The sequence below is a fragment of the Shewanella sp. LZH-2 genome (assembly GCF_016859145.1).
Classification (GTDB): Bacteria; Pseudomonadota; Gammaproteobacteria; order Enterobacterales; family Shewanellaceae; genus Shewanella; species Shewanella xiamenensis.
The window spans coordinates 2,120,699-2,145,048 of record NZ_CP069350.1 but is presented as its reverse complement, the minus strand read 5'-3'; the positions used below and the strand labels follow the sequence as shown (position 1 = coordinate 2,145,048).

Below are 24,350 nucleotides of genomic sequence, written 5' to 3'. Positions count from 1 at the left end.
TCAGGTGATTAGCGGGATTTTTTGACAAATTTGAGCGTCATGCGATCACTCTCACCAATTGCTTGGTATTTTTCTTTATCTGTATCACCTAAAGCAAAGGAAGGTGGCAACGTCCATACTCCCTTGGCATAGTCCTTAGTGTCTTTCGGATTGGCGTTGATTTCGGAGCTTTCGGCTAAGGTAAAACCGACCTTTTTGGCCAGCGCGATCATCTCGTCTTGATCCATATAGCCCGTGCTCATATTCATGCCTTTATTGGCTCTATGTTCGACGACGCCAAATACACCGCCATCTTTAAGCACTTTGTAAGAAGCGGCAAACACGTTTTCGAGCTGGTCGCTTGAAGCCCAATTATGTAAGTTACGGAAAGTTAATACCAAGTCAGCACTGCCATCGGCACCTAAATTCATTTTGGCTGGAGGGTCGAGAACCACCATTTTCGCATTACCAAATAAGGCTTTATTGGCCGTCATCCAAGTATCGAATTTCACGCCCGCATTGGCGCGATAGCGATTACCAGGGGTGTCCGTGCTGGGGGTAGTTTCGAAACTGGCGGCAATATATTGTCCCTTAGGCGCAAGATAAGGGGCAAGGATTTCAGTGTACCAGCCATTACCTGGCCAAAGTTCAATCACGGTTTGTGTTGGGGTTATACCAAAAAATGTAAGGGTTTCTGCGGGGTGACGATAAATATCGCGGCTAGCGTTTTTGGCTTGGCGAAAATCACTTTTAATGGCTTTATCTAATGCTTCATCTGCATTGGCCATACCTGAACAGAGACCAGCAATCAGCATACTGGCGATGAGTGTGACTTTTTTCATAATAATTCTCCTTGGATACCGAAGACTTAAGCTAGCAGTCTATATAAAAAAATCCAAGAATTAGCCGCATAAGTTGACCATTTAGGCTGTAAATATTTGTGATGCCATAGGAGCATTAATGTGCGATGTATTAACGAGAGATGGCGGAATCCACCCGCCGCCAAGCCATATACAAGGCGCAGATACTGCAAAACAACCAAATGGCGACCCAAATCCACGCTGGTATCCATGAACGATCAGCCAGCAGCACCGCATCGCCCTGCCCTTCGAGTCCGAGCAATACCGTTGGGCTTGCCAGCGCATTGAGCATGATCATCAAACCAATAATGCGTAAAAATTGCGTGAGGATTTTATTTTTGCTGAGTTTTAACGGCAGTAACAACACTATCGTCAGTACCGCTAAAATGGCTAAGGTGAGCAAATCTCGCCCCCACAGCAGGCCACTTAGCACCACTAAACCGCCTAAAAACGCAAAGCTTAGGCGAATGCCCTTAGGCCAAGTCGCCAACAGATAAATAAGGTATCCCCAACAGGCTGCGCCAAAATAGCCCGCAAATCCAATCACCAGTGGCGAGCCACCTTGGCTAAAGCAAAAACCCGCACCATTGGGAAAGAGTTGAATATGACTCACTATGCCGCCACTGAGCACTGTCGCGATCCCATGGGACAACTCGTGGAAATAGCTCTCTAACCACTTAAAAGGCACACTCAGGTAAGGAATGCGCGTCAAAATGAGGGCCAGCATCAGCTCGATGATAAACAAACCGCGGCTCGGAAGGCCGCCAGTTAAACGAGGTGTAAAACGGGATTGAGAAGACACTGGCGCACTATCAGGCATAAATATCCACACCCACCATCTGCTGAATCTCTTCACGTTTGGCGGCATGTTGCGTTTGTAGGTATTGGGCGATAGCCCCTTGATGTCCTCGGGTACTTTGCTCGTATTCGATTTGGGCACCGAGTCTGGATTGTAGGTTTTGTGATGATCCTTCATCGGTATCGTCAAGGGCTAAGGCAGAAACTGCATCGAGCTCAATCACAGGGCGCGGCGCTTCCGTGGGCGACATTCCCTGTATGATCGCGGGGCGATTACTCGCAACCGCTTGTGTCAAACTCGTTTGAAGCGAATTTACCTGCATCGAAATGCCCAGTTAATATCCTAGTAGCCCTAGTTAGTATTGTTAGGCTGTTGTGACAAACGCCTAACTAAGATTTGATGTCTACATCGTTAGCCAATGCAGACACTTTAGATTCTAACGTATCACGGGGAATAATGAACAGTTTATTCACGTCCCGGTAACTTTTTCCATGTCACAGTATCACGAAGATATACAGGTTCGAGTTCATCGACACTGGTGGTTAATCCCGCTTTGATACCCGCTTCGGCAAGCGCTAACATGGCTCGGGCATCGGGATACTTCACCGCCGCTAAGGAGGTAATGCCGCTGCCTAGAGCTAATAACTCGGGATAGGCATCAAATCCAGTGCCACAGCCGACAATGGCTTTATTAAGATCGAATGCCAGCTCAACCTGTTCAGGCGCGCTCACCACCTCTTTACCGACTAAGGTGGCAATGCCATCGACGGAAACAAATTGACCCCAGTACACTTCTCCCATGCGAGCATCGATACAACAGAGCACTTGCTCGGCAGCATGTTCAGCAATCGCCATTTGTGCCATGGCCGCTAAGGTGGAAATGCCGATCACGGGTAAATCTAACCCTAGGGCTAAACCTTGGGTCATGCTGGTACAAATACGGATACCCGTAAAACTGCCTGGCCCACGGCCGTAGGCAATGGCATCCAGTTTATCTAAGCCGACATTGGCTTGTTTTAATACAGCTTCCACCATAGGCAATAAACGCTGACTATGCTCCCGTGGCGCATCGGCTAACTCAGCAAAAACCTGTCCTTGATAATACAGGGCAGCCGAACAAGCTTCGGTACAAGTGTCGAGGGCGAGAATACAAACAGAGTCTTGGGGTGTTGTCATATAAAAACCGCGCTGTGGGTATAGTTGGGCAGAAGAATAGCGACTTATTAAAGCCCTGCACTATACCAAGTGTAAATTGGCGCAAATGATAACATCAAATAATCGAAAGCAAAGGCTTAAAAACAGCGGTGAATGGCTCGATTGGCTTAGCGCTGGGTTTGTGATCGCCATCACTAACTCAACAACCTCTTCGGCCTTGGTCCAAATACAGGGAAACTTTTGCCCTATTTTAGGTCTGAGCAAACAGTGCTGAAGCTTTTGTCTCACTTAATCAAGTTCACTAAAGCACCAACAAGTACAACCTAAGCATCGTTTTAACTCTCTCCCTTTGACGCGAAACTTCGCGTGATGCTTTTACACTGTTAATAAGGAAATTCAATGAGCAGTACCAGAGAAAATCCCCTTAAACCCCTTCGCCGTTTAAGACGCCTGCGCCGCACCGAGGCCATGCGCGACCTAGTGCGTGAAACCCATATTTCCCTAAGCGACTTGGTTCACCCACTCTTCATCGAAGAACACATCAGCCAAGCCGTACCCATTTCAACCTTGCCGGGGATCTGCCGTCTGCCCGAGAGTGCGGTTGCCGATGAAATTCAAAGGCTTTACGCCCTAGGGATCCGTTATGTGATGCCCTTTGGTATTTCCCACACCAAAGATGCACAGGGCAGCGACACTTGGGATGACAATGGCTTACTGGCACGAATGATCCGCACCATCAAAACCGCCGCACCAGAGATGATGGTGATCCCCGATATTTGTTTTTGTGAATATACCGACCACGGACACTGCGGCGTATTGCACCATGACGAAGTCTGTAACGATCAAACCGTGGCTAACTTAGTCAAACAATCCATTACCGCCGCCAAAGCGGGAGCCGATATGCTGGCACCATCGGCCATGATGGACGGTCAGATAAAAGCGATACGACAAGGGTTAGATGAAGCTGGTTTTGAGCACGTGGCCATTTTGGCCCATGCTGCAAAGTTCGCCTCATCCTTCTATGGACCATTTAGGGCCGCGGTGGATTGTGAACTTAGCGGAAACCGTAAAGGCTACCAGCTCGACTACGCCAATGGTCGCCAAGCCTTGCTCGAAGCACTGCTCGATGAAGAGGAAGGCGCGGATATTTTGATGGTAAAGCCCGGCACACCGTATTTGGATGTGTTAAGTCGCCTAAGGCAGCAAACCCACCTTCCCTTAGCGGCTTATCAGGTTGGCGGCGAATATGCCGGTATTAAATTTGCTGCACTGGCGGGCGCCCTCGATGAGCGCGCCGTCGTCACCGAAACCTTTATCGGGTTAAAGCGGGCTGGCGCCGATTTAATCGTCAGCTATTACGCGAAACAATATGCCGAGTGGTTAGCGCAATCCCGCTAATGCGCTGAGTCTTCAGTCCATCAGCCAAGCCATCAACGAAAACGCCACCCTATCGGTGGCGTTTTTTATCCGTCAATTTGCTCGCACATTAAGCCTATGCTTGTAGCTCGGCAAAGAGGGCTCTTACCTTTTCAACCTTTGGCCGCACCACAATTTGGCAATAGGGCTGCTCGCCATGCAGAGCGAAGTAATCATTGTGATAATCCTCTGCGGGATAAAAAGACTCAAAAGCCACCACTTGGGTGACGATCGGCGCATCAAATACCTGTGCCTCGGTTAATTTTGCAATCATGGCATTGGTCTCTTCAATCTGCGCCGCATCATGGGCAAAGACGACGGAGCGATACTGCGGCCCTTTATCATTACCTTGGCGGTTGAGCGTGGTGGGGTCGTGACTCTCAAATAACACCTGCAACAGCGTTGTAAAGCTGATTTGCGCGGGGTCAAACTCGATGTGCACCACTTCGGCATGCCCAGTTAATCCCGAACACACCGACTTATAATCGGCATCGCTAGCATCCCCACCTGAGTAACCAGAGCTGACATTCAGCACGCCCTTCAGGCTCTTAAAAATCGCTTCAACACACCAAAAACAGCCCGCACCAAAGGTGGCAAAGGCCGTTTTATGCGTCGATGTTGTCACCTCATCGGCCGCTTGAAACACCATGGAGACAGAATTAACGCAATGACGAATATTCTTTGGCGTTAAATATTCCCCTTCAAACACATGGCCTAAATGACCGCCACACTGACTACAGACGATCTCGGTACGGCGACCATCGGCGTCAACATGACGACTCACAGCGCCCGGAATTTCATCATCGAAGGCTGGCCAACCACAGTGGGCATTAAACTTATCTTCTGAGCGATACAATGGTGCATGGCATTTTTTGCACAAATACACGCCTTTGGCGTCATGTTGATAATACTCCCCGCTAAAGGGACGTTCTGTGCCCTTTTCTTCTATGACATAGCGTTCAAAATCAGTCAGTTTGTTCATAAAAGTCTCCTTTAGCTCCTAAGGTATTCGCCTGCATAAGACCGTTTGTTCCTCAGGTTTATTACGCCTCGGCTTGAATTGGCTTTTTGGCATAGTAGCCGCTTTAGTCGATAAAATCCTGTTGATTGAGCCAATGCTTAAATAACTGGAGGAAAATTCAGCAATGCTCTACGCCTATCGTTTTCAATGTTTGCACCGCGTACAGTGCAAAGCTACACTTGCTGCGGGTCAATTCTCTACCCAAATCCTTTCTATTTGGACCGCTTTTGCACTAGGCTGAGCGCACCATACTGATAATGAGATAAGTGGCAATGACTCCTTACCTTTATCCTTAGAAAGTGTTTGGTTAACAACCATATATAACAAGTAGAAACCATATGAAATTAGAAACCATTGATTATCGCGCAGCCGATAGCGCCAAACACTTTGTGGAATCCCTACGTGAAACGGGCTTTGGCGTACTCTCTAACCACCCTATCGATAAGGAACTGGTCGAAAACATTTACACTGAGTGGCAAGCCTTTTTCAATTCTGACGCTAAGAACGAGTTTATGTTCAATCGTGAAACCCACGATGGCTTCTTCCCCGCGTCGATTTCAGAAACCGCAAAAGGCCACACGGTTAAAGACATCAAAGAGTATTACCACGTGTACCCTTGGGGTCGTATTCCTGATTCACTGCGTGCCAATATTCTGGCTTACTATGAAAAAGCTAATGCGCTGGCCGCTGAACTGTTAGAGTGGATTGAAACCTACTCGCCAGACGAGGTTAAAGCTAAGTTCTCGATTCCGCTGCCAGAAATGATTGCCGACAGCCACAAAACCCTGCTGCGCATTCTGCATTACCCACCGATGACGGGCGATGAAGAAATGGGCGCTATTCGCGCGGCGGCCCACGAAGATATTAACCTTATCACTGTGCTGCCCGCGGCCAACGAGCCTGGGTTGCAAGTCAAAGCGAAAGACGGCTCTTGGTTAGATGTGCCAAGTGATTTTGGCAATATTATCATCAACATTGGTGATATGTTGCAGGAAGCCTCGGGTGGTTACTTCCCATCGACCTCACACCGCGTAATTAACCCAGAAGGCACGGATAAGACTAAGTCGCGTATTTCACTGCCCTTATTCTTACACCCTAAACCTTCGGTCGTGCTATCAGAGCGTTATACCGCCGACAGCTACCTAATGGAAAGATTACGCGAGCTAGGCGTACTTTAAGCAATACATGCTCAAATTCGCATCAAGATTAAGCAATTAAGCGCCTTCGGGCGCTTTTTTTATGACATTCGTCGCCTTCAAGGTAGAATAGCCGTCTTTAAGTCATTTAGAACAAGGCGCTATCATGGCAATTCAATGGTATCCGGGGCACATGCACAAGGCACGCAAAGAGATCGAAGAGGCTATGCCTCAGGTCGATCTAGTAATTGAGGTGCTGGACGCCCGTATTCCCTACAGTAGTGAAAACCCCATGGTGTCAAAGCTTCGCGGCGACAAACCTTGTATTAAGCTACTGAATAAATCCGACTTAGCCGATCCCGACATTACCGCCCAGTGGATTGAATATCTTGAGCGTGAACAAGGGGTAAAAGCCACAGCGATTACCACATTGCAACCGGGTATGTTGAAAATGCTACCGGATCTTTGTCGTAAGTTAGTACCGAGTCGCGATAAAACTGAAAAAGATATTCGCACTATGATCATGGGGATCCCAAACGTGGGTAAGTCCACCATTATCAACACCTTAGCCGGGCGCGTTATCGCCAAAACCGGTAACGAACCCGCCGTCACCAAAACCCAGCAGCGCATTAACCTGCGCAACGGTATTGTGCTCTCGGACACGCCAGGGATTTTATGGCCTAAGGTTGATAACGAAGCTAGTAGCTATCGCCTTGCCGTCACGGGTGCCATTAAAGATACCGCCATGGAATACGAAGATGTGGCGCTGTTTGCCGCAGGTTATTTCTTAAAGGCCTACCCGAAGGAAATTTGCGAGCGTTATAACATCAGCGAATTACCTAAGGATGATATGGCGTTACTCGAAGAAATCGGCCGTAAACGTGGCGCCCTCCGTCCCGGTGGTCGCATCGATTTGCATAAAGCCTCGGAAGTCGTATTACACGATTACCGCTCAGGTCGAATTGGCCTGTTATCCCTTGAAACGCCTGCGATGGCTGAAATCGAAAAAGCCGAAGTGGAACGCATTCTGGCTGAAAAAGCCGCCGAGAAAGCCGCTAAGCTAGAAGCAGAAAAACTGAAACGCTCAGGCAAACGTCATAACGTTTAATATTACGTTGAACACTCTTAAATATTGGCAAAGTCCATTGGTAAATGCTTTACCGCCCCGTTAATGGGGCGGATGTTCATTAAAGATAACCAGTGGTCATTTTTATCATTAGCGCGACCAATCGATTTTGCCATATAGGACATTCTTTAAGACATTCAGAATTAAATTTTGATCGTTCTAGCAAGCTCGTGCTTACGAAACGAGGAGTGACATGTCGCCATTTGACTCAGTTGACAAGCGGCTATCATGACAGAAAGTAAGGGCCAGAGCTTGCCTGCCCTTCCTTTTGACAGCCTTTAGTTTGCCATTTCTGCTGCATAATCGTCCGGTAAAAAAAGTGAGGCTGTCCATAATTGAACAGCATCACCTTAGCTGAGCATGCGTTAAGTGTTAGCTTGCTTGGTTTTATTTTTCTCTGCAGCTTGTTTGCGCTGTGCTTCTTTCTTTTGTCGACGGGCTTCAATCACATAATTCACATCACTACCGATATGAGCCTCGTTACGGGATTTAGCTAAATTCACTTGGCGTTCACGTTCAACAAAACGCTTTCGCTGCTCCTCAGAAATCTTATCAATACAATGTGGGCAACTCACGCCTTGCACATAAGCTGGGGATAATTTTTCCGCTTCAGTGATTGGCATACGACAAGCATTGCATTGATCGTATTGCCCTTTCTTTAAATCATGGTCGACCGCCACACGATTATCGAAGACAAAACATTCGCCTTCCCACAGGCTTTCTTCCTGTTTGACTTCTTCCAAGTATTTAAGGATGCCACCTTCGAGGTGATACACTTCTTCAAAGCCTTGCTCTTTTAAATAAGCGGTTGATTTTTCACAGCGAATACCACCAGTGCAGAACATCGCCACTTTTTTATGCTTGGCAGGATCGAGATTCTGCTTAACATACTCAGGGAATTCTCTGAAGGTTTCGGTCACGGGGTTAATGGCATTTTTAAAGGTGCCGATTTGCACTTCATAGTCGTTGCGGGTATCCACTAGGATGACTTCAGGATCGGAAATCAGCGCGTTCCAGTCCTGTGGCTTAACGTAAGTGCCCACCACTTTAAGCGGATCGATACCCTCGACGCCCATGGTGACGATTTCTTTTTTGAGCTTCACCTTAGTGCGGTAGAAAGGCATTTCGTCGTCAAAGGATAACTTGTAAACGATGTTTTCAAGGCCATTTTGGTTATTCAGCCAAGCCAGCAGTGCGTCGATAGCCGCTTGAGTGCCGGCCACAGTGCCGTTAATCCCCTCACTTGCCAGCAACAATGTGCCTTTAATCTCAGCCTGTTCCATCATGGACAGGAGTGGCTCACGCAGCGACTCAAAATGCGGTAATGAAACAAACTTATATAAAGCACAAACAACAACGTTAGACATAACACCCTCAACTGCTGGCTGGAACTTAATTTCCAGTGCATTAACCAATAATCACCCAAGCCTAAGCTAGGTCGCAAAAATAGGGCGAAATTCTACCTGAGTCACAGTCGGATAAACACAGACAAAAACCAAGGTCATTGCTTATTTACAGGCAAACGGTGGAATAATCAGTAATAAACGCAGTATTTCTGTTTTAAAGTCACTACTATTGCCAACTTTTAACCCACAGTCGTGACTAAACCGTTTTTATCATTGCATTAAGGAATAAGACTATGCCCTTACCTATACTCTACAGTTTTCGCCGCTGTCCTTATGCTATGCGCGCTAGACTTGGGCTATTGCTCGGCCAATGCCAAGTGGAAGTGAGAGAAATCACCCTTAAAGCGAAACCCGCAGAGATGTTAGCCATCTCCCCCAAGGGCACAGTGCCCGTATTGCAGCTCCCTACTGGAGAGGTGATTGCTGAGAGCTTGGATATTATGCTCTGGGGACTGCATAAGGCTGACTCGCCAGCCGCACAGCAGTTACTCGGACAAACCACCTCAGCGCAAAGCCTGATTAATGAGCTTATTGTGCAGAATGATGTTGAATTTAAACCTTGGCTGGATAAGTACAAATATGCAAATCGGTATCCTGAATACTCGCAGGCGGATTATTTCGCCAAGGCCAGCACTTTTCTGGTACGGCTCGAAGCACAGCTTCAGCAACATCCTTATCTTATCAGCCCTGCGTTAAGCCTTGCTGATTTTGCCATTGTGCCTTTTATCCGCCAATTTACTACGGTGGATGCCAAACGGGATTTGAACGGTGATTTCCCACGGCTTATGGCATGGTTAACTGAGCTAACAAGCACTGACATATTTCAACATGCCATGACTAAATATGTGATCTGGCAGACTGGTAATACCCCAAATTACTTGTTAGGAACGTCTATAAGTAAATAAGAATTAACGTTTATTTTTATATACCCCATAGCAATCGGTAAAATGTTCACGTAAAGTAGCTCTCACTTAGGTAAAGTGAGTAAATCCTTTTTAACATTTTATGCTAAATCATCACGATGAATTACAGGGATAAAGTACTTGGATAATACGGATATTATAATCATAGCGATGCTCATCGGTTTAGCCCTACTGCATTGCTTATTCGCAGCTCGAGTATTTAAGAGCCAAGTTAATCTCAGCACTAACAAAAAATGTTTATGGTGCCTGCTAAGCTTATTTTTAGGCCCCATAGGCTACTATGCCTATCATGGTTTAATCCCTTTAGATAAACTGCAAAATGACTAGAACGGGTTGATGTTTAAGCTTTAGATGTTACGCAAGCTCGCGAAACGAGGAATGACGCGTAGTTATGATACTCAAATGACGAGCGGCTCTTTACGCCACAACCATCATACTTTTGAGGCATCAAATATAAAGTACATAACTCTATGCACTTGAACAATAAACCAAAAAGCGCGGACATTACCGCGCTTTTCGTTAAAATAGTATCCTATAAATGACTATGAAGTAGCACATCATCCTCAGGCGCTTTTTTGATTACTGGCGCTTGGCCTTCAGCTAACGCTTGTTTGTAGCTTTGGTTCATTTTCAATGCCAAATATAAATCGGGTCGGATTAATATACCGCCCTCACCCGACTGCATACCTGCTTGTTCAAACCAGCCGAGCATCTGTCGTTTACGCCCGGCTAACACTAAGCGTATACCGCGCTTCTTCAATAGTTGATGCAAATCCGCAAGCATGGCCATCACACTTAAATCCAAGTGGGTAAAACACGGCACGGCATCAATAATGATGCAATCGACGGGTTCAGGCTCACGGATAAACTTCTCCAGTAACCGACGTTTAAAGTAAGTGGCATTGAAGTAGGTTAATGGTGAATTAAAACGGTAGATAAACACCCCAGGCACAGACTTAGCCTTGCCCGAATCATCTACACTGCGGATAACCCCTTTATGATCAAGCCCTAACACTTGATCCGTTGGCCGCATCACAGTCGCTAAAAACTGGAATAAACCCAGTAACACCGCCAAGGTAATCCCAGGGATAACGCCAATAAACAGTACTGAAAACAATGTGGTACAAGCAAGCAAGAAGGCTGAACGGTCTCTGACGCGCAGATTCCATAGCGCCTTTAAATCAATCAACGAAATTGAGGCAATCACTAAGACCACACCAAGAGCTGAACTAGGGATATATTTCAATGGTGCAGTAAAAAACAACGCGACGATCGCAATCAATAACGCCGCGATGATTGAAACAAGCTGACTTTTACCGCCGTTAGCATCATTGACAGCTGTACGCGAATCAGCACCGCTGACCGCAAAACCTTGTGATAAAGCTGAAGCAATATTGGCAATACCGAGGGCGCGAAACTCCTTGTCCGCATCGATATCATAGCCATTTTTAGCCGCAAAACTGCGTGCAGTAAGCATCATACTCACAAAGCTCACCATGGCTAAGTTAAGCGCAGGCACAACTAGTTCACGGGCAATACCAATATTAAAAACCGGCGCTTGAAACGAAGGTAAGCCTGCACTCACCTCGCCCACCACATTGATATCGAAGCTGGTTAAGTTAAAGGCCCAAACCAAAAATGCAGCCATTGCCATTGCACACATTGAAGCAGGCCATTGTGGACGATAACGTTTTATTAAGGCATAGGTGGCTAAGGTCACCAATCCCATCAATAAGGTGGGCCAGTGTGTTTTGGTGAGATAGGAAGGCGCACCGGATAAGCGCTCAATCAAATAACGCTCATCGAAGGTGAAACCAAAAATCTTTGAGAATTGACCGACGATAATAGTGATCGCCACACCATTAAGTAACCCCATTAAAATCGGTTTTGAGAGAAAGTCCGCCAAGACGCCAAGGCGAAAACGGCTGGCGATTAAACACCAAAAACCGGTCATGGCCGTCATGGTCATCACGAGTTGCCAGTGCTTCATGCTGTCGCCAGCAGCTAGTGGCGTCACAACTGCGGCAATCACGGCACAAGTCGCGGCATCGGGACCAATGATTAATTGTCTAGAAGTACCAAACAATGCATACACTAACATTGGCAACACACAGGAGTATAAACCAACAGCGGCATTAACCCCTGTAAGTTGTGCATAGGCAATGGCTACAGGTAAAGCGACCGCCGCCACGGATAATCCGGCTCGAACATCATCCCTGAGCCATTGCTTCTCGTACTGCAGCATCTGCGCCAAACCAGGCATAAATGATACTAAACTGGGAAACTTCACGCGCTAACCTCCATATACTCCCAAGTCAATTGCTAACTTGTTATGGTTAGATAACTCACCTTATATCGGTGCAATACCCATGGAACCAACTTCTTCAGTTTGTTTAGGTATATAAAACCGTTATCTAAAAAAGCCATCAATATTATGTTGGTTATGGCATAAAGCCAATCATTAAGCGAGTCAGTATCCCAGAATATTTAAGCTTTTAGCCTAATTAGCTCTGCTTACCGCAGGATCATCGGCAATGAAACTAACAATAAACTGCCCATAAACCAGTTAAAATGACGTTTACGTTTATCCGTATTCAGTTTTTTACTGATTGCTGCACCAACAAACACCCAAGTAAATGAAGCCGGAAATCCCACCAGATTAAACACTAACACGCCTAGTAATGCACTGAGCCAAAAACCATCGCCCCCTAAGGTAAACGCACTACAAAGGGTAATGGTCGACATCCAAGATTTAGGATTAATCCACTGAAACAGCGCCGCCTCTATCACACTCATCGGCTGACGCCCGTCATCCAAATGCGCCGCCTTAACAGGAGAGGTGACTAATCGATAGGCAAGGTGCAACAAATACAGTAACGCTGCGTACTTTAGCACTTGATGCAACACGGGAAACGACTCGAATAAAGCGCCAAGACCCAGTAAAACCGACAGATGCAAAGAGGTCGAACCTAAGCGGATCCCTACAATATGTGGAATGGTGCGCATCACCCCAAAATGGGCACCTGAACTGGCGAGTAGAATATTATTTGGTCCCGGAGTCATGGTCATGGTTGCACAAAAAAGTGCCGCTGAGGCCATTAAAGTCCAGAGTTGTGGATCATTAAAAAGTTGAATATCCATAAACACCTAAATTGTATGCATACAATGTTTGACAATAAAAGATACAATAAATAATATAGGGAGATTAGCGGAGATCAATGGATTTATTGTCATGGGTACAATTTGGACGCCCGATATAGAAGCATTTACAGGTCCTAAATATCAACGTCTAGTCAGTGCGATCGAACAAGGCATTTTGTGTAAGACCCTGCCCCATGGCACAAAACTCCCACCACAGCGGCGTTTAGCCGATGCACTTGGAGTGACCATAGGCACTGTCACTCGGGCCTATGCTCTAGCGGAGCAACGCGGTTATGTGGAAGCGCGTATCGGTGATGGTACCTATGTCAACGCCTCTCCCGTGCCAGAGCTCAGTCATTTGCAGCTCAATATGGCGACTTGTCAGCAACCGCTGACGGATCAAATAAGTACGCTGAGTGATTGCCTAAGCCAACTGGCTAAGGATCCAGCGAAACTGAGTCAACTCCTTGGCTATCGCGCCAGCCCCTTAGATCAACATCAACAGATATTTCACCACTGGCTTTTACAACGCGGTATTGAACAGCAACCCGAGCAACTGATCTTTACCCATGGTGGGCAACAGGCCATTTTTGCCTGCCTTAATGCCTTCCTCACCAAGGGCGAGGTGCTACTGCACGAGCAGTACAGCTATCCCGGTGTGCGTATTTGCGCGAAACAATTGGGTATCAATAGCATTGGCGTGCCATTAACCTCTGACGGAGTCGATCTGGCAAGATTCGAGGCTTTAGTACAAATCCATCAACCTAAATTGGTGTACTTAACCCTTAACAATCAAAACCCCACCTGCATTCAATACAGTGAGCAACAGAGAGAAAAACTGTTGGCACTCGCGGAGCAGTACCAGTTTTATATCATTGAAGATGATGTGAATTATTCTCTCCCCGAGGAATGGCACCCTCCGCTGTGGCAGTTAGCTCAGACGCTGAATGTGCCGAGGGTCATTTACATTTCAAGCCTGTCTAAGCTGTTTTCAGGGGGCTTAAGGCAAGGTTTTATCCTAGTACCCGAGCCGCTCATCGCGCCATTGCGCCTCGCCATTCATAGCCAATGTTGGATGGTTTCGCCGCTCAATGTGGAGCTCGCCTGTCAGCTAATCAAGCGTGGGCACATCACGGCCAATCGCGATGCGATTATTCGCGCGCGTCAGCAGCAATGCATAGCATTGGGCGACAAGCTGGGGTTAACTCAGCGCTGGCGGGGTTTAAATGGCTGGATCCAGTTACCCGAAGACATTAAAGCCCATCATCTGGTGACCGCCTTAGCGGCAAAAGGTGTACTGATCCGCAATGGGGATGACTTTAACTGCCATGACAACTTTATCCGTTTAAGTTTAGGTGGCGCCGAAAAGGATACCCAATTCCAGCTTGCGCTCGAATGCATCGAATCCACCTTTAACGCACTCAAGCAAAACGCCTATTCAGTCGTTTAACCTTGCATTTTTATCGCGAGAAAGAAGCAAAAAGAAACGCCAGAGTGATGCTCTGGCGTTTTAAGCTTACTTACAAGCATTTAAGATGTTGAGATCTAAAGTTATCGCACCTTGAACACAAGCTATGGCTATTGCACCTTGATTTGGTACACGCTGGTTGTGCCACTGACTTCATTACCAATGATCAACAGAGGCTGACCATTAGGACTCTTCTCGGCACTCACAAACTTCATGCCTTCTGGCCCTAAATCTCCCGCTAAACTGGCATCACCTTTCACTTCACCCGTATCTGTATTAATGCTGAAACTCGCGTCAAAATCACGGTTTACTACATAATCCACAAAATGCACGTCAAAAGGATTTGTCACGTCGTACATCATAAAACCAGAGGTACGTTCAAGCCCGATAAAGGCATAGAGTTTTTGGCCAATTTTGCCTAGAACTAAGGCTTCTGGCTCGGGTCCTTTATCATCACTGCGGCTATCGCCTTTGTTTTCTTCATTGTTATTGTTGAAGTTATTGCCTAACAAGGCTGCGGTGATCCGCTCAAAATCGCTGCCACTGTCAAACACCTGTTGACCATCGGCGGTCCAGATTGAGAAAGAACGCGCGCCGAAGCTCACAATTTTGTCATAATCGCCGTCGTTATCGTCATCACCCATACTCTTAGTCACTTTCAAACGGGCTAATTGGGTCTTATCTTTTGCGGCAGCAAATTGTGGATGATTAGGATCTAAAGTTAAGTCACCGGCACGGGCTTCCTCCGAAAACCCAGCATAATCACGGGAATCCCCTTCGTTTGCGGTAACAATAAAATCAGTATTATTCCAACGGTAACTCGCAACGGTATCGGGTTGATACATGCCATACACGCCCGCATAGGCCTGAAGGTTGACCATATCGTCCTTATCGCTAGCATCAATTTTATTCACATCAAAACCATAATCCTTCAGTCCTAAGGGTAAAATCTTCGCTACTTTGGCATTGCCGATATCAATCACCGCGATGGCATTGTTCTCCTGCAGACTCACAAAGGCTCGGCTGTTATCGGGGCTGACACTGATATACTCAGGCTCCAAATCTTGCGCGACAGTGGCCATAGGGCCATTGATTTTAATGTCCTTGGTGATTTCATTATAGCGAGCATTGCCCTGATTAAACTCGGTGAATGTCACTAGCGTCGCCGTTGCTGCGGGTTTGCCATCCGCAATGGCAATAATCGCTACACTGCCCTCAGGATCGACACTATAGTCTTGATTTGGTTCACCTTCATTCGCAACGAGTACCGTTTTGCCATCATGACTAAAGACTACGTTATCTGGTAATGCACCGACTTCAACCGCGCTGAGATACTGCGGTGTCTCATTGCCATTGAGTTGGTAGAAAGCCACATAGCCATTGGCTTGAGTCTTATTGCCCGCTGCATCGCCGCGCTCAATGGCCGCCGCTAACAAGTTACCATAAATACTGACACTGTTAACGCTGCCCATAAAACTCAAGCCCACATCTTTGGCGACATCCAGCTCGCCGAGCTTATCAAGATTATTCAAGGCTAATGGCACAGTTGCCTCAGCAGCATTGCCAAGTAAGTTGGCATCGATAATGTCGACTTTACCGCTTCTCGCATTGACCACAAAAATACGCTGAGAAGCACTATGGTATTCAACAATCTCAGCAGCGCTCAGGCCATAAACGCCCGTTTGATGACGGCCAATAAGCTCCGCCTTGACTCCAACTGCTTGGGGTTGGCAAATAAATTGCGTTTGCGCCGCATCGATTTCAGTCTCTTCCAACTTACCATTACGATTCGCATCAAGCCCGGTATCGATACGTTGACCACTGGCGGGACAGTTTGCATCACCAATAGAGAGTGGAGTTACTTTAACTAATGAATTTAAGCCGTTATCCCCCTGCTCACCATTGGTACCGTCATCACCATTACAGGCACTAAGGAGTAAACTTGCCAGTATCGCACCAGCCAGCGGCAGTCGTTTTGTGTTCATTGCTTCATTCCTGAATGTGTTGTTATTAGTCGTAGGGTTAAGCTAAAACCCAATAAACTAATCCGCATTCAAGACGGTTAGATGACATATAGATGACGGTGACATGACAATCCCAGTCGAATGAATGACGCTCAGGCGTACATTGGTACATCAATGCAATAAAAAGGCAGTAAATCGATTTTGGTTACAATTTAAGTGTAAAGATATCGTCATCGAGATTGGCTTATTCGGCTGAGCGTTTTACTATGTTATGGCTTAATATCCTTATACTCGATGACAAGACCAATCACTCAGTTCAACTGTTGGTTGGGTCTACGCTGGTCACTCATTTCTCCCCTATACTCCTCCAATGCTCATGGCACGATATGCTATGTCAATCGAGGCGAAATGAGTCGCCAATAGGCAAAATTGTTACCCTACAATTTTGATTTTCGAGTGACATAACACTTTATATCGCCTTCTTTCGCCACTCGAGGTAACTGTGGACCTACAATCGTCAACTAATTCAACCACACAGCGTAATATTCCCCATTTGGCCTTGCTTATCCCAATGCTTGCCGCCATTGTCGCGATCACGCCGCTCGCGATTGACATGTATTTGCCCGCTATGGCAACACTTGCCCATAGCTTTCATACCGATATCACCTTAGTGCAACAATCCTTGAGTGTTTACTTAGGCGGCTATGCCCTCGGCATGCTGTGCTTTGGGCCGCTTGCTGACCGTATTGGCCGTCGTCCCATGGTGATTATGGGGCTATCAGGTTTTATGTTAGCTAGCCTGTTGTTAGGCTTAGCTGAGCAGATTGAAGTGTTTTTGGGCCTGCGCTTTTTACAAGCTTTTATCGGCGCAGCGGCCACTGTGGTTGTCCCTGGCTATATCAAAGAAGTCTATGGTGAAAACACGGCTAAAGGTATGTCTTATGTCAGTTTGATCATGATGTTAGCGCCATTATTAGCCCCCAGTATTGGTAGTCTTATCCTCGAACTTGGCGAATGGCATTTGATATTCTTTATCCAATCAGCCTATGCCCTGTTATTACTGATGTTGGTCATTACGCTGCTGAGAATGCCCAGCGATAAAGATCAAAGTAGCCGCAGCCAAAAATCTTTTTTGGGCGCCTATGCCACTGTGTTTTCACGCCCAGGCGTCAAAATGAATATTGCCAGCGGAGTGCTCACCTCCTTTGCCTTTTTCTGTTATTTAACGGCATCGCCCTTTGTCTATATGGAGGTTTTTTCATTAGATAAATCCTTATTTGCCCTACTCTTTAGTACCAATGTGGGCGCTCTGATGCTGGCAAATATCATCAATACCCGAATTGTGGGCCGTTATGGCTCGTTAAGGATGTTGCACGTGTCGACTTTCTTAGGAGCGCTCGCAGCTGCAGGTTTACTGGGAGTGAATTTATTGGGTCTCAGTTACCACTTTACGGTATTAATGCTTATTCCACTGATGGGTTCTCTTGGCATTATGTCAGTTAATGCTGATGCCATTGTGTTAATGAAATTTAAGCAGGAAACCGGCACTGCAACGGCGGTGATTGGCACCTTAAGATTTGGCTTTGGCGCCCTTGCAGGACCATTACTCGCGCTGTTTTACAATGGCACCGCAGTGCCCTTCTCGGCATTAATGTTGACGGCGGTATTATTGGTGGGATTCTGTCAATTTAACCGACAGACTCATCAAGCCAAACCAAAGCAATAATCTGCGCCTTTATGCCGCGTAAGCGAAGCAATCAAAGTTTTCATCGCTTTTGTGGTTGATTTGTAACAAATTAAGCGTTCCCTAAACAAACGGCACTTAGGTTATATAGTACCTTGGTGCCGTTTTTCATTGTAAATTACCTAACCCATTCTAATTAAAGTGATTAAATAAAATTTTCACACACGAAACTCCCGTTTAATGAGCATTTATCGTGCCTAAACATGAAATTGTCTCAAGTTGGTTATTTTTTACAGAAAACCCTTGAAATGTGTTCTTTTTTGAATATGATGAAATTCTGTTCATTGCAACAGCTGCTGCATCCAAAGGGATGAGCGCTTGAAATCGATGATTTCAAGTTCAGCAAACGGAGTCTGAATTACCCTTCAGGCTTATTTTTAGAGCGATTACCGTCGCTGTAACAAGATACTGTTTACCGTAACGGTACTATGCAATAGGAGTTTCACATGGAGAAGTTATCCGGCGCCAGCATGATTGTGCGTTCCCTTATTGATGAAGGGGTAAAGCACATATTTGGTTATCCTGGCGGCTCAGTGTTAGATATCTACGACGCCCTGCACCTTATCCCCGGTATTGAACACATTCTGGTTCGCCACGAACAGGCCGCCGTGCATATGGCCGATGGTTATGCCCGAGCTACGGGAAAAGTAGGCGTAGTACTCGTGACCTCAGGCCCAGGCGCCACCAATGCCATTACTGGCATCGCCACCGCCTATATGGATTCGATTCCATTAGTGGTGTTATCTGGCCAAGTGCCGAGCAATCTAATCGGTAACGATGCGTTCCAAGAATGCGACATGATTGGGATTTCACGCCCAGTCGTCAAACACAGCTTTTTAGTCCAAGATCCCACTCAAATTCCTGAGATCATTAAAAAAGCCTTTTATATTGCCTCCACGGGTCGTCCTGGCCCCGTCGTGGTAGACTTGCCCAAGGATTGCCTCAATCCGGCATTACTGCACGACTATATTTACCCCGAGAGCATAAAAATGCGCTCCTATAATCCAACGACATCGGGCCATAAAGGTCAAATTCGTCGAGGATTACAGGCATTATTAGCAGCGAAAAAACCCGTGCTCTATGTGGGTGGTGGTGCGATTATTTCTAGCAGTGAAAAGCAGATCTTAACCCTAGCAGAAAAGTTAAATATCCCCGTTGTCAGCACCTTAATGGGCCTTGGCGCCTTCCCTGGCACCCATAAAAACAGCTTAGGTATGTTGGGGATGCACGGTCGCTATGAAGCTAACATGACCATGCATAACTGCGATCTTATCTTCGGGATTGGCGTGCGTTTCGATGACAGAACCACCAACAACATCGAAAAATACTGCCCTAACGCCACCATCTTGCATATTGATATCGACCCCTCATCGATTTCAAAAACCGTACGAGTGGATATCCCGATCGTTGGCTCGGCCGATATTGTATTAGACAGCATGTTAGCCCTGCTTGAAGAATCGAAGGAGAGCAACGATAGCGAGGCGCTCAATCAATGGTGGCAAGAAATCACTGTGTGGCGCGAGCGTAACTGCTTGGCATACGATAAGGAAAGTCATCGGATCAAACCACAGCAAGTGATTGAAACTCTCTACAAACTCACTAATGGTGAGGCCTATGTCGCCTCGGATGTGGGCCAGCATCAAATGTTTGCCGCACTCTATTATCCCTTTGATAAACCCCGCCATTGGATTAACTCCGGTGGCCTTGGCACTATGGGCTTTGGTTTACCCGCAGCAATGGGGGTCAAAATGGCAATGCCAGACGAAACCGTCGTGTGCGTAACGGGCGATGGTTCGATTCAAATGAATATTCAAGAGCTTTCAACCGCTCTGCAATACGATACGCCGGTTAAAATTATCAACTTAAACAACCGTTTCCTCGGCATGGTCAAACAGTGGCAGGATATGATCTACTCGGGTCGCCATTCCCATTCCTATATGGATTCGGTACCCAACTTCGCCAAAATTGCCGAAGCCTATGGCCATGTTGGCATGACGATTAGCGATCCTGCAGAGCTTGAGTCTAAGATGGCCGAAGCCCTTGCCATGAAAGACAGACTGGTATTTATCGACATTATGGTGGATGAGACTGAGCACGTATATCCGATGCTTATCCGCGGCGGCGCGATGAATGAAATGTGGTTAAGCAAAACGGAGAAATGCTAATGCGTCGAATTATATCTGTATTACTCGAAAACCAGTCCGGCGCCCTATCCCGTGTTGTCGGCCTCTTTTCCCAGCGCGGTTATAACATTGAAAGCTTAACCGTGGCGCCGACCGATGATAATACCTTGTCACGTCTTAATATCTCACTGGTTGCAGATGAGAAAGTGCTTGAGCAAATCGAGAAACAACTGCACAAGTTGGTCGATGTGCTCAAGGTGTCGAATGTCACCGAGTCAGCTTATATTGAGCGGGAACTGGCACTGGTTAAAGTCCGTGCCCAAGGGGAGCTTAGGGAAGAAATTAAGCGCACCGCCGATATCTTCCGTGGGCAGATTGTCGATGTCACCGCCAATCTTTACACCATCCAATTGGTGGGCACGACCGAAAAACTCGATGCCTTTATTCATTCCATGGGTGAAGTGACCAAAGTCGTTGAAGTATCGCGCTCGGGCGTTGTCGGCTTAGCTCGCGGCGAAAAAGCGATGAAAGCCTAAAGAGCTTATATAAAGATAACGCTTAGAAAACATCTCCAATTCGAGCCAGACAAGAGATAACAAGAAGGGGAGCATTTAGCTCCCCTTCTTTATCCGCGCGATGCTGGATTAGGATTGACTATCTAATAAGCGCGAGGTGGTGATTTCAATCTTGCGTGGTTTTAACGCTTCTGGGATCTCACGCACTAAATCAATGTTCAATAAACCATTCTCTAAGCTGGCACCCAATACGGTCACATAATCAGCCAGTTGGAAGGTGCGCTCAAAACCGCGCTCGGCAATACCTTGGTATAAGTATTTACGCTCAGTTTGGCTTTCGGCCTTATTGCCTTTAACCAGTAATTTCTCACCTTCGCTACTGATCTCAAGCTCTTCCATCGAGAATCCTGCCACGGCCATCGTAATGCGATAACGATTTTCGCCGAGGAGTTCAATGTTATATGGAGGATAACCTGAGTTGCCATTATTGGCGGCAGCATGTTCTGCCATCTGGGCTAAACGATCAAAACCAATAGCACTACGGTAAAGAGGAGTTAAATCATAAGTACGCATATTCATATCCTTATCTTAAGCAATATGGGAAATTGGCGAACGGTTTTCAGGTTGAAAACACACATTTGTTTCGCCTAAATTAACTTCTGTCCTAACGGCACAGAATCGATTGGGATCCTCATCGAGCGATCCTGCAATAGATATAAGGATGGGAAATCATATTTCAAGGAAGAAATTTAAAAAATTTTAAAAACCAAATAAAAATAGTGCATTACAAACACGCCAACGCGATTCCGTTAGCCAATTCCAGCCAATAAAAAAGGAGCACTAAGGCTCCCTTTTTCGGTCTCGCACTCAGATTAACGAGTACGTGGACACAGTTCTTCAGTACTGAAGAAGTAAGCAATTTCACGTTCTGCAGATGCTAAAGAATCTGAACCGTGAGCTGCGTTTTCGTCGATGCTTTGAGCGAAATCAGCACGGATAGTACCAGGAGCTGCTTGAGCTGGGTTAGTTGCACCTAAAATTTCGCGGTGAGCTAAAACAGCGTTTTCGCCTTCTAATACTTGAACCATGATTGGGCCAGAAGTCATGAAAGCAACCAGAGCACCGAAGAAGCCACGCTCGCTATGCTCAGCATAGAAACCTTCAGCTTGTTCTTTAGTCAGGTGTAACATTTTAGCTGCAACGATCTTCAGACCAGCAGTTTCAAAACGGTTGTAGATTGCACCGATGTGGTTTTTAGCAACAGCATCAGGCTTAATGATAGAAAATGTGCGTTCGATCGCCATAACAAGCTTCCTTTGTCAGCAAGTTTGAAAAAATTCGCGCGGATTATACGAAATTTAAAAAGTAAATCCTATCTTTAAAGCACATAAGTCTGAGATATTGCGCACATTGGCTGGATTTGTAACCAGATTGATCACACAAAAAAACGCCAGTTGTCATTTAAGGGCAACTGGCAATTTATTATCGAGATATCTCTAAGGAGATGAATACAGGAGTAAGCGTTATCAAATTAGCTTACTTTCTATTTTTTGCCCAAATTCCAGCCCAAGCAATCAAAGCAACCAAAATAACCGCTGGCGCTAAATCGAGCAAATGATGGAATAAACCGACACCGCCATGACCAGGATGAGCCCATGCCAACGCGGGTAACAGTGTGAATAACATAGCAAACAAAAGTTTCATGTGAACATCCTTGCGTTGCGAGAATAATATTAAGCGGTTAACTGCTTAACCGATAAGTAACAAGGTACGTTATTCAATAAAAAGGAATTTGATACTGATCAAACTCCGACTAAAATCCCATTTCACAGCCAAATAAGCGTGATAGATGTCACACCAATTAGTTTTTTCGTGGACAAGTTGCCGCAACAACATGGTGAGTAACTGATGTTATTTTTCTTCGATCCAGCATTGTTGAATAGCTTCTAATACCTTTTCATTGCAATGTTTAGGATCGTCATCAAAATCCTCTAGCGCTAACACCCACTCATACAACTCGGTAAAATGCAGTTTGCGGGGATCAACATCTGAATGTTTTTCCAGTAATTCCAAGGCGATATCTAATGAATCAATCCACTTTAATGACATCCTCTTTCCCCTATGCAAACGGACATTTCAACGCATTTCACCTGAGTTTAGCTTAATCACCACTCACTTTACGCTTGAGTTGTTTTTTTTGTCTTAATTGCGTTTTTCTCAACAAACTCGATTATCGCCCCAGCGACATCCTTAGCTGTAGCACCTTCGATCCCTTCAAGGCCTGGTGAAGAATTCACTTCCATCACTAATGGGCCATGGTTGGAACGCAATAAATCCACCCCCGCAACGTTCAGGCCCATGGTCTTAGCGGCACGAATAGCCACTGAGCGTTCTTCTGGCGTGAGTTTAACTAAACTTGCCGTACCGCCACGGTGGAGGTTTGAGCGAAATTCCCCTGGCATGGCTTGGCGCTTCATCGCGGCGACGACTTTATCACCAAGGACAAAACAACGAATATCCGCACCGTTAGCTTCTTTGATATATTCTTGTACCATGATATTAGCCTTTAATCCCATAAAAGCTTCAATCACGCTTTCGGCCGCTTTACGGGTTTCAGCCAAAACAACGCCAATACCTTGAGTGCCCTCAAGCAATTTAATCACTAACGGTGCGCCACCGACCATATCAATTAAATCAGGAATATCGCTTGGTTTGTTAGCAAACCCAGTGATAGGTAAACCAATGCCACGGCGTGACATTAACTGCATTGAGCGCAGCTTGTCGCGGGAGCGAGAAATGCCAACAGAATCATTGAGTGCGTAGACGCCCATCATCTCAAACTGGCGCAGCACCGCAGAGCCATAAAAGGTAATTGATGCGCCGATACGTGGGATCACCGCATCAAAGGGCGGTAATTCTTCACCACCAATATGAATGCTCGATTGGCGCATATTGATGTTCATATAGCATTCTAGCGGATTGATCACTTTGACTTCGTGACCACGTAATGTCGCAGCCTCAACGAGTCGCTTTGTGGAATATAGCTCAGGCCCTTGCGATAGGATCGCGATTCTCATTCTGGTCTCCGACAACCATTTCATTTTGAGCGCATAATACGCTTGCTTAAGGATAAATCAATCATGGCTATTATTGCTTGCGCAAATGCTAGTCTACAAAAGCCAAAAACCAGTCACTAGGACTGGTTTTTGGCGATTTCAGCACAAAAGTGACTTAGCCTTCGCTCACCATATTGACAGTGTATTTAGGCATTTCAATCACCAGATCGCAATCAACCACTTTAGCCTGACAGGATAAGCGGCTCTCAGGCTCGAGTCCCCAAGCTTTATCAAGCATATCGTCTTCAAGTTCATCACTTGGCTCTAGCTCATCAAATCCTTCACGCACAATGCAATGGCACGTAGTGCAAGCACAGGATTTTTCACAGGCATGTTCGATATTGATGCCATTGCGCAGCGCCACATCGAGAATCGTTTCACCTACTTCAGCTTCCAACACTGCGCCATCGGGACACAACTCAGCATGGGGAAGAAAGACTAACTGGGGCATCACATCA

Annotated in this window: 23 protein-coding genes; 8 read left to right on the top strand and 15 right to left on the bottom strand. The window is 46.3% G+C overall.

Annotation, left to right across the window (positions count from 1 at the left end; translation table 11 throughout):
* Positions 1-8: 8 nt before the first annotated feature.
* From JM642_RS09570 to tsaB, 4 genes are all read right to left on the bottom strand, one after another.
* Entirely contained in the window at positions 9-821 is an 813-nt protein-coding gene (locus tag JM642_RS09570; RefSeq protein ID WP_037430429.1) for a class I SAM-dependent methyltransferase, read from the bottom strand.
* A gap of 130 nt (positions 822-951) precedes the next feature.
* Positions 952-1,659 carry a M50 family metallopeptidase gene (locus JM642_RS09565; RefSeq protein ID WP_037430432.1) on the bottom strand — a complete coding sequence of 236 codons (708 nt, stop codon included), beginning with the start codon at positions 1,657-1,659 and terminating at the stop codon, positions 952-954.
* Positions 1,652-1,960: a hypothetical protein gene (locus JM642_RS09560; RefSeq protein ID WP_203433588.1), complete on the bottom strand. Its 309-nt coding sequence runs from the start codon at positions 1,958-1,960 to the stop codon at positions 1,652-1,654. The genes JM642_RS09565 and JM642_RS09560 overlap by 8 nt, the downstream gene beginning before the upstream one ends.
* Before the next feature lie 143 nt (positions 1,961-2,103).
* On the bottom strand, positions 2,104-2,814 hold the full coding sequence (gene tsaB / locus JM642_RS09555) for a tRNA (adenosine(37)-N6)-threonylcarbamoyltransferase complex dimerization subunit type 1 TsaB (RefSeq protein WP_203433586.1): 711 nt from the start codon (positions 2,812-2,814) through the stop codon (positions 2,104-2,106).
* A 378-nt stretch (positions 2,815-3,192) separates the two neighbouring features.
* Between tsaB and hemB the strand changes: the two genes are divergently transcribed.
* Positions 3,193-4,191 carry a porphobilinogen synthase gene (gene hemB, locus JM642_RS09550; protein WP_203433584.1) on the top strand — a complete coding sequence of 333 codons (999 nt, stop codon included), beginning with the start codon at positions 3,193-3,195 and terminating at the stop codon, positions 4,189-4,191.
* A gap of 94 nt (positions 4,192-4,285) precedes the next feature.
* Here the strand turns inward: hemB and JM642_RS09545 are convergent, their stop codons facing one another.
* Entirely contained in the window at positions 4,286-5,191 is a 906-nt protein-coding gene (locus tag JM642_RS09545; RefSeq protein WP_172589918.1) for a bifunctional methionine sulfoxide reductase B/A protein, read from the bottom strand.
* Positions 5,192-5,568: 377 nt separating this feature from the next.
* Here JM642_RS09545 and JM642_RS09540 point away from each other — a divergent pair, with 377 nt between their 5' ends.
* Both JM642_RS09540 and ylqF read left to right on the top strand, forming a co-directional pair.
* The gene (locus tag JM642_RS09540) at positions 5,569-6,408 is read left to right on the top strand and encodes a 2OG-Fe(II) oxygenase family protein (protein ID WP_037419200.1); all 840 of its coding nucleotides are present in this window, start codon (positions 5,569-5,571) and stop codon (positions 6,406-6,408) included.
* Positions 6,409-6,532: 124 nt separating this feature from the next.
* On the top strand, positions 6,533-7,474 hold the full coding sequence (ylqF, locus tag JM642_RS09535; protein ID WP_037419203.1) for a ribosome biogenesis GTPase YlqF: 942 nt from the start codon (positions 6,533-6,535) through the stop codon (positions 7,472-7,474).
* A gap of 383 nt (positions 7,475-7,857) precedes the next feature.
* On the opposite strand, the gene JM642_RS09530 is transcribed toward ylqF, so the two are convergent.
* Positions 7,858-8,859: a rhodanese-related sulfurtransferase gene (locus JM642_RS09530; RefSeq protein WP_055647914.1), complete on the bottom strand. Its 1,002-nt coding sequence runs from the start codon at positions 8,857-8,859 to the stop codon at positions 7,858-7,860.
* Between the two features lie 272 nt (positions 8,860-9,131).
* Between JM642_RS09530 and JM642_RS09525 the strand changes: the two genes are divergently transcribed.
* A complete protein-coding gene (locus tag JM642_RS09525) occupies positions 9,132-9,803 on the top strand; it encodes a glutathione S-transferase (protein ID WP_203433582.1) in 672 nt (223 codons plus the stop codon).
* 550 nt (positions 9,804-10,353) lie between these two features.
* Here JM642_RS09525 and JM642_RS09520 read toward each other — a convergent pair.
* Entirely contained in the window at positions 10,354-12,111 is a 1,758-nt protein-coding gene (locus tag JM642_RS09520) for a SulP family inorganic anion transporter (protein WP_203433580.1), read from the bottom strand.
* 224 nt (positions 12,112-12,335) lie between these two features.
* A complete protein-coding gene (locus JM642_RS09515) occupies positions 12,336-12,962 on the bottom strand; it encodes a LysE family transporter (RefSeq protein ID WP_203433578.1) in 627 nt (208 codons plus the stop codon).
* A gap of 91 nt (positions 12,963-13,053) precedes the next feature.
* Here JM642_RS09515 and JM642_RS09510 point away from each other — a divergent pair, with 91 nt between their 5' ends.
* On the top strand, positions 13,054-14,412 hold the full coding sequence (locus tag JM642_RS09510) for a PLP-dependent aminotransferase family protein (RefSeq protein ID WP_203433576.1): 1,359 nt from the start codon (positions 13,054-13,056) through the stop codon (positions 14,410-14,412).
* A 128-nt stretch (positions 14,413-14,540) separates the two neighbouring features.
* On the opposite strand, the gene JM642_RS09505 is transcribed toward JM642_RS09510, so the two are convergent.
* Entirely contained in the window at positions 14,541-16,415 is a 1,875-nt protein-coding gene (locus JM642_RS09505) for a choice-of-anchor I family protein (RefSeq protein ID WP_203433574.1), read from the bottom strand.
* Between the two features lie 550 nt (positions 16,416-16,965).
* Between JM642_RS09505 and JM642_RS09500 the strand changes: the two genes are divergently transcribed.
* The 3 genes from JM642_RS09500 (at position 16,966) to ilvN (ending at position 20,797) form a co-directional block, all read left to right on the top strand.
* Positions 16,966-18,120: a multidrug effflux MFS transporter gene (locus JM642_RS09500; protein WP_224022150.1), complete on the top strand. Its 1,155-nt coding sequence runs from the start codon at positions 16,966-16,968 to the stop codon at positions 18,118-18,120.
* A 464-nt stretch (positions 18,121-18,584) separates the two neighbouring features.
* Positions 18,585-20,303: an acetolactate synthase 3 large subunit gene (locus tag JM642_RS09495; protein ID WP_109277758.1), complete on the top strand. Its 1,719-nt coding sequence runs from the start codon at positions 18,585-18,587 to the stop codon at positions 20,301-20,303.
* On the top strand, positions 20,303-20,797 hold the full coding sequence (gene ilvN, locus JM642_RS09490) for an acetolactate synthase small subunit (RefSeq protein WP_011072288.1): 495 nt from the start codon (positions 20,303-20,305) through the stop codon (positions 20,795-20,797). Before JM642_RS09495 ends, ilvN begins: the two co-directional genes overlap by 1 nt.
* Positions 20,798-20,905: 108 nt before the next feature.
* Here the strand turns inward: ilvN and JM642_RS09485 are convergent, their stop codons facing one another.
* The 6 genes from JM642_RS09485 to fdx all read right to left on the bottom strand — a co-directional run bounded on the left by JM642_RS09485 (position 20,906) and on the right by fdx (position 24,343).
* The gene (locus tag JM642_RS09485) at positions 20,906-21,349 is read right to left on the bottom strand and encodes an Hsp20 family protein (RefSeq protein WP_037430809.1); all 444 of its coding nucleotides are present in this window, start codon (positions 21,347-21,349) and stop codon (positions 20,906-20,908) included.
* A gap of 299 nt (positions 21,350-21,648) precedes the next feature.
* Positions 21,649-22,080, bottom strand: coding sequence for a nucleoside-diphosphate kinase (ndk, locus tag JM642_RS09480; RefSeq protein WP_203433572.1), 432 nt, complete (start codon positions 22,078-22,080; stop codon positions 21,649-21,651).
* 232 nt (positions 22,081-22,312) lie between these two features.
* Positions 22,313-22,480 (bottom strand): hypothetical protein, encoded by a 168-nt coding sequence (locus tag JM642_RS09475; protein WP_037418345.1) that lies wholly within the window; start codon positions 22,478-22,480, stop codon positions 22,313-22,315.
* Positions 22,481-22,687: 207 nt separating this feature from the next.
* On the bottom strand, positions 22,688-22,885 hold the full coding sequence (gene iscX / locus JM642_RS09470; RefSeq protein ID WP_037418347.1) for a Fe-S cluster assembly protein IscX: 198 nt from the start codon (positions 22,883-22,885) through the stop codon (positions 22,688-22,690).
* A gap of 68 nt (positions 22,886-22,953) precedes the next feature.
* The gene (gene rimK, locus JM642_RS09465) at positions 22,954-23,853 is read right to left on the bottom strand and encodes a 30S ribosomal protein S6--L-glutamate ligase (RefSeq protein ID WP_037418350.1); all 900 of its coding nucleotides are present in this window, start codon (positions 23,851-23,853) and stop codon (positions 22,954-22,956) included.
* A gap of 154 nt (positions 23,854-24,007) precedes the next feature.
* Complete coding sequence (fdx, locus tag JM642_RS09460; protein WP_037418353.1) at positions 24,008-24,343, bottom strand: ISC system 2Fe-2S type ferredoxin; 336 nt, start codon at positions 24,341-24,343, stop codon at positions 24,008-24,010.
* Positions 24,344-24,350: the final 7 nt, after the last annotated feature.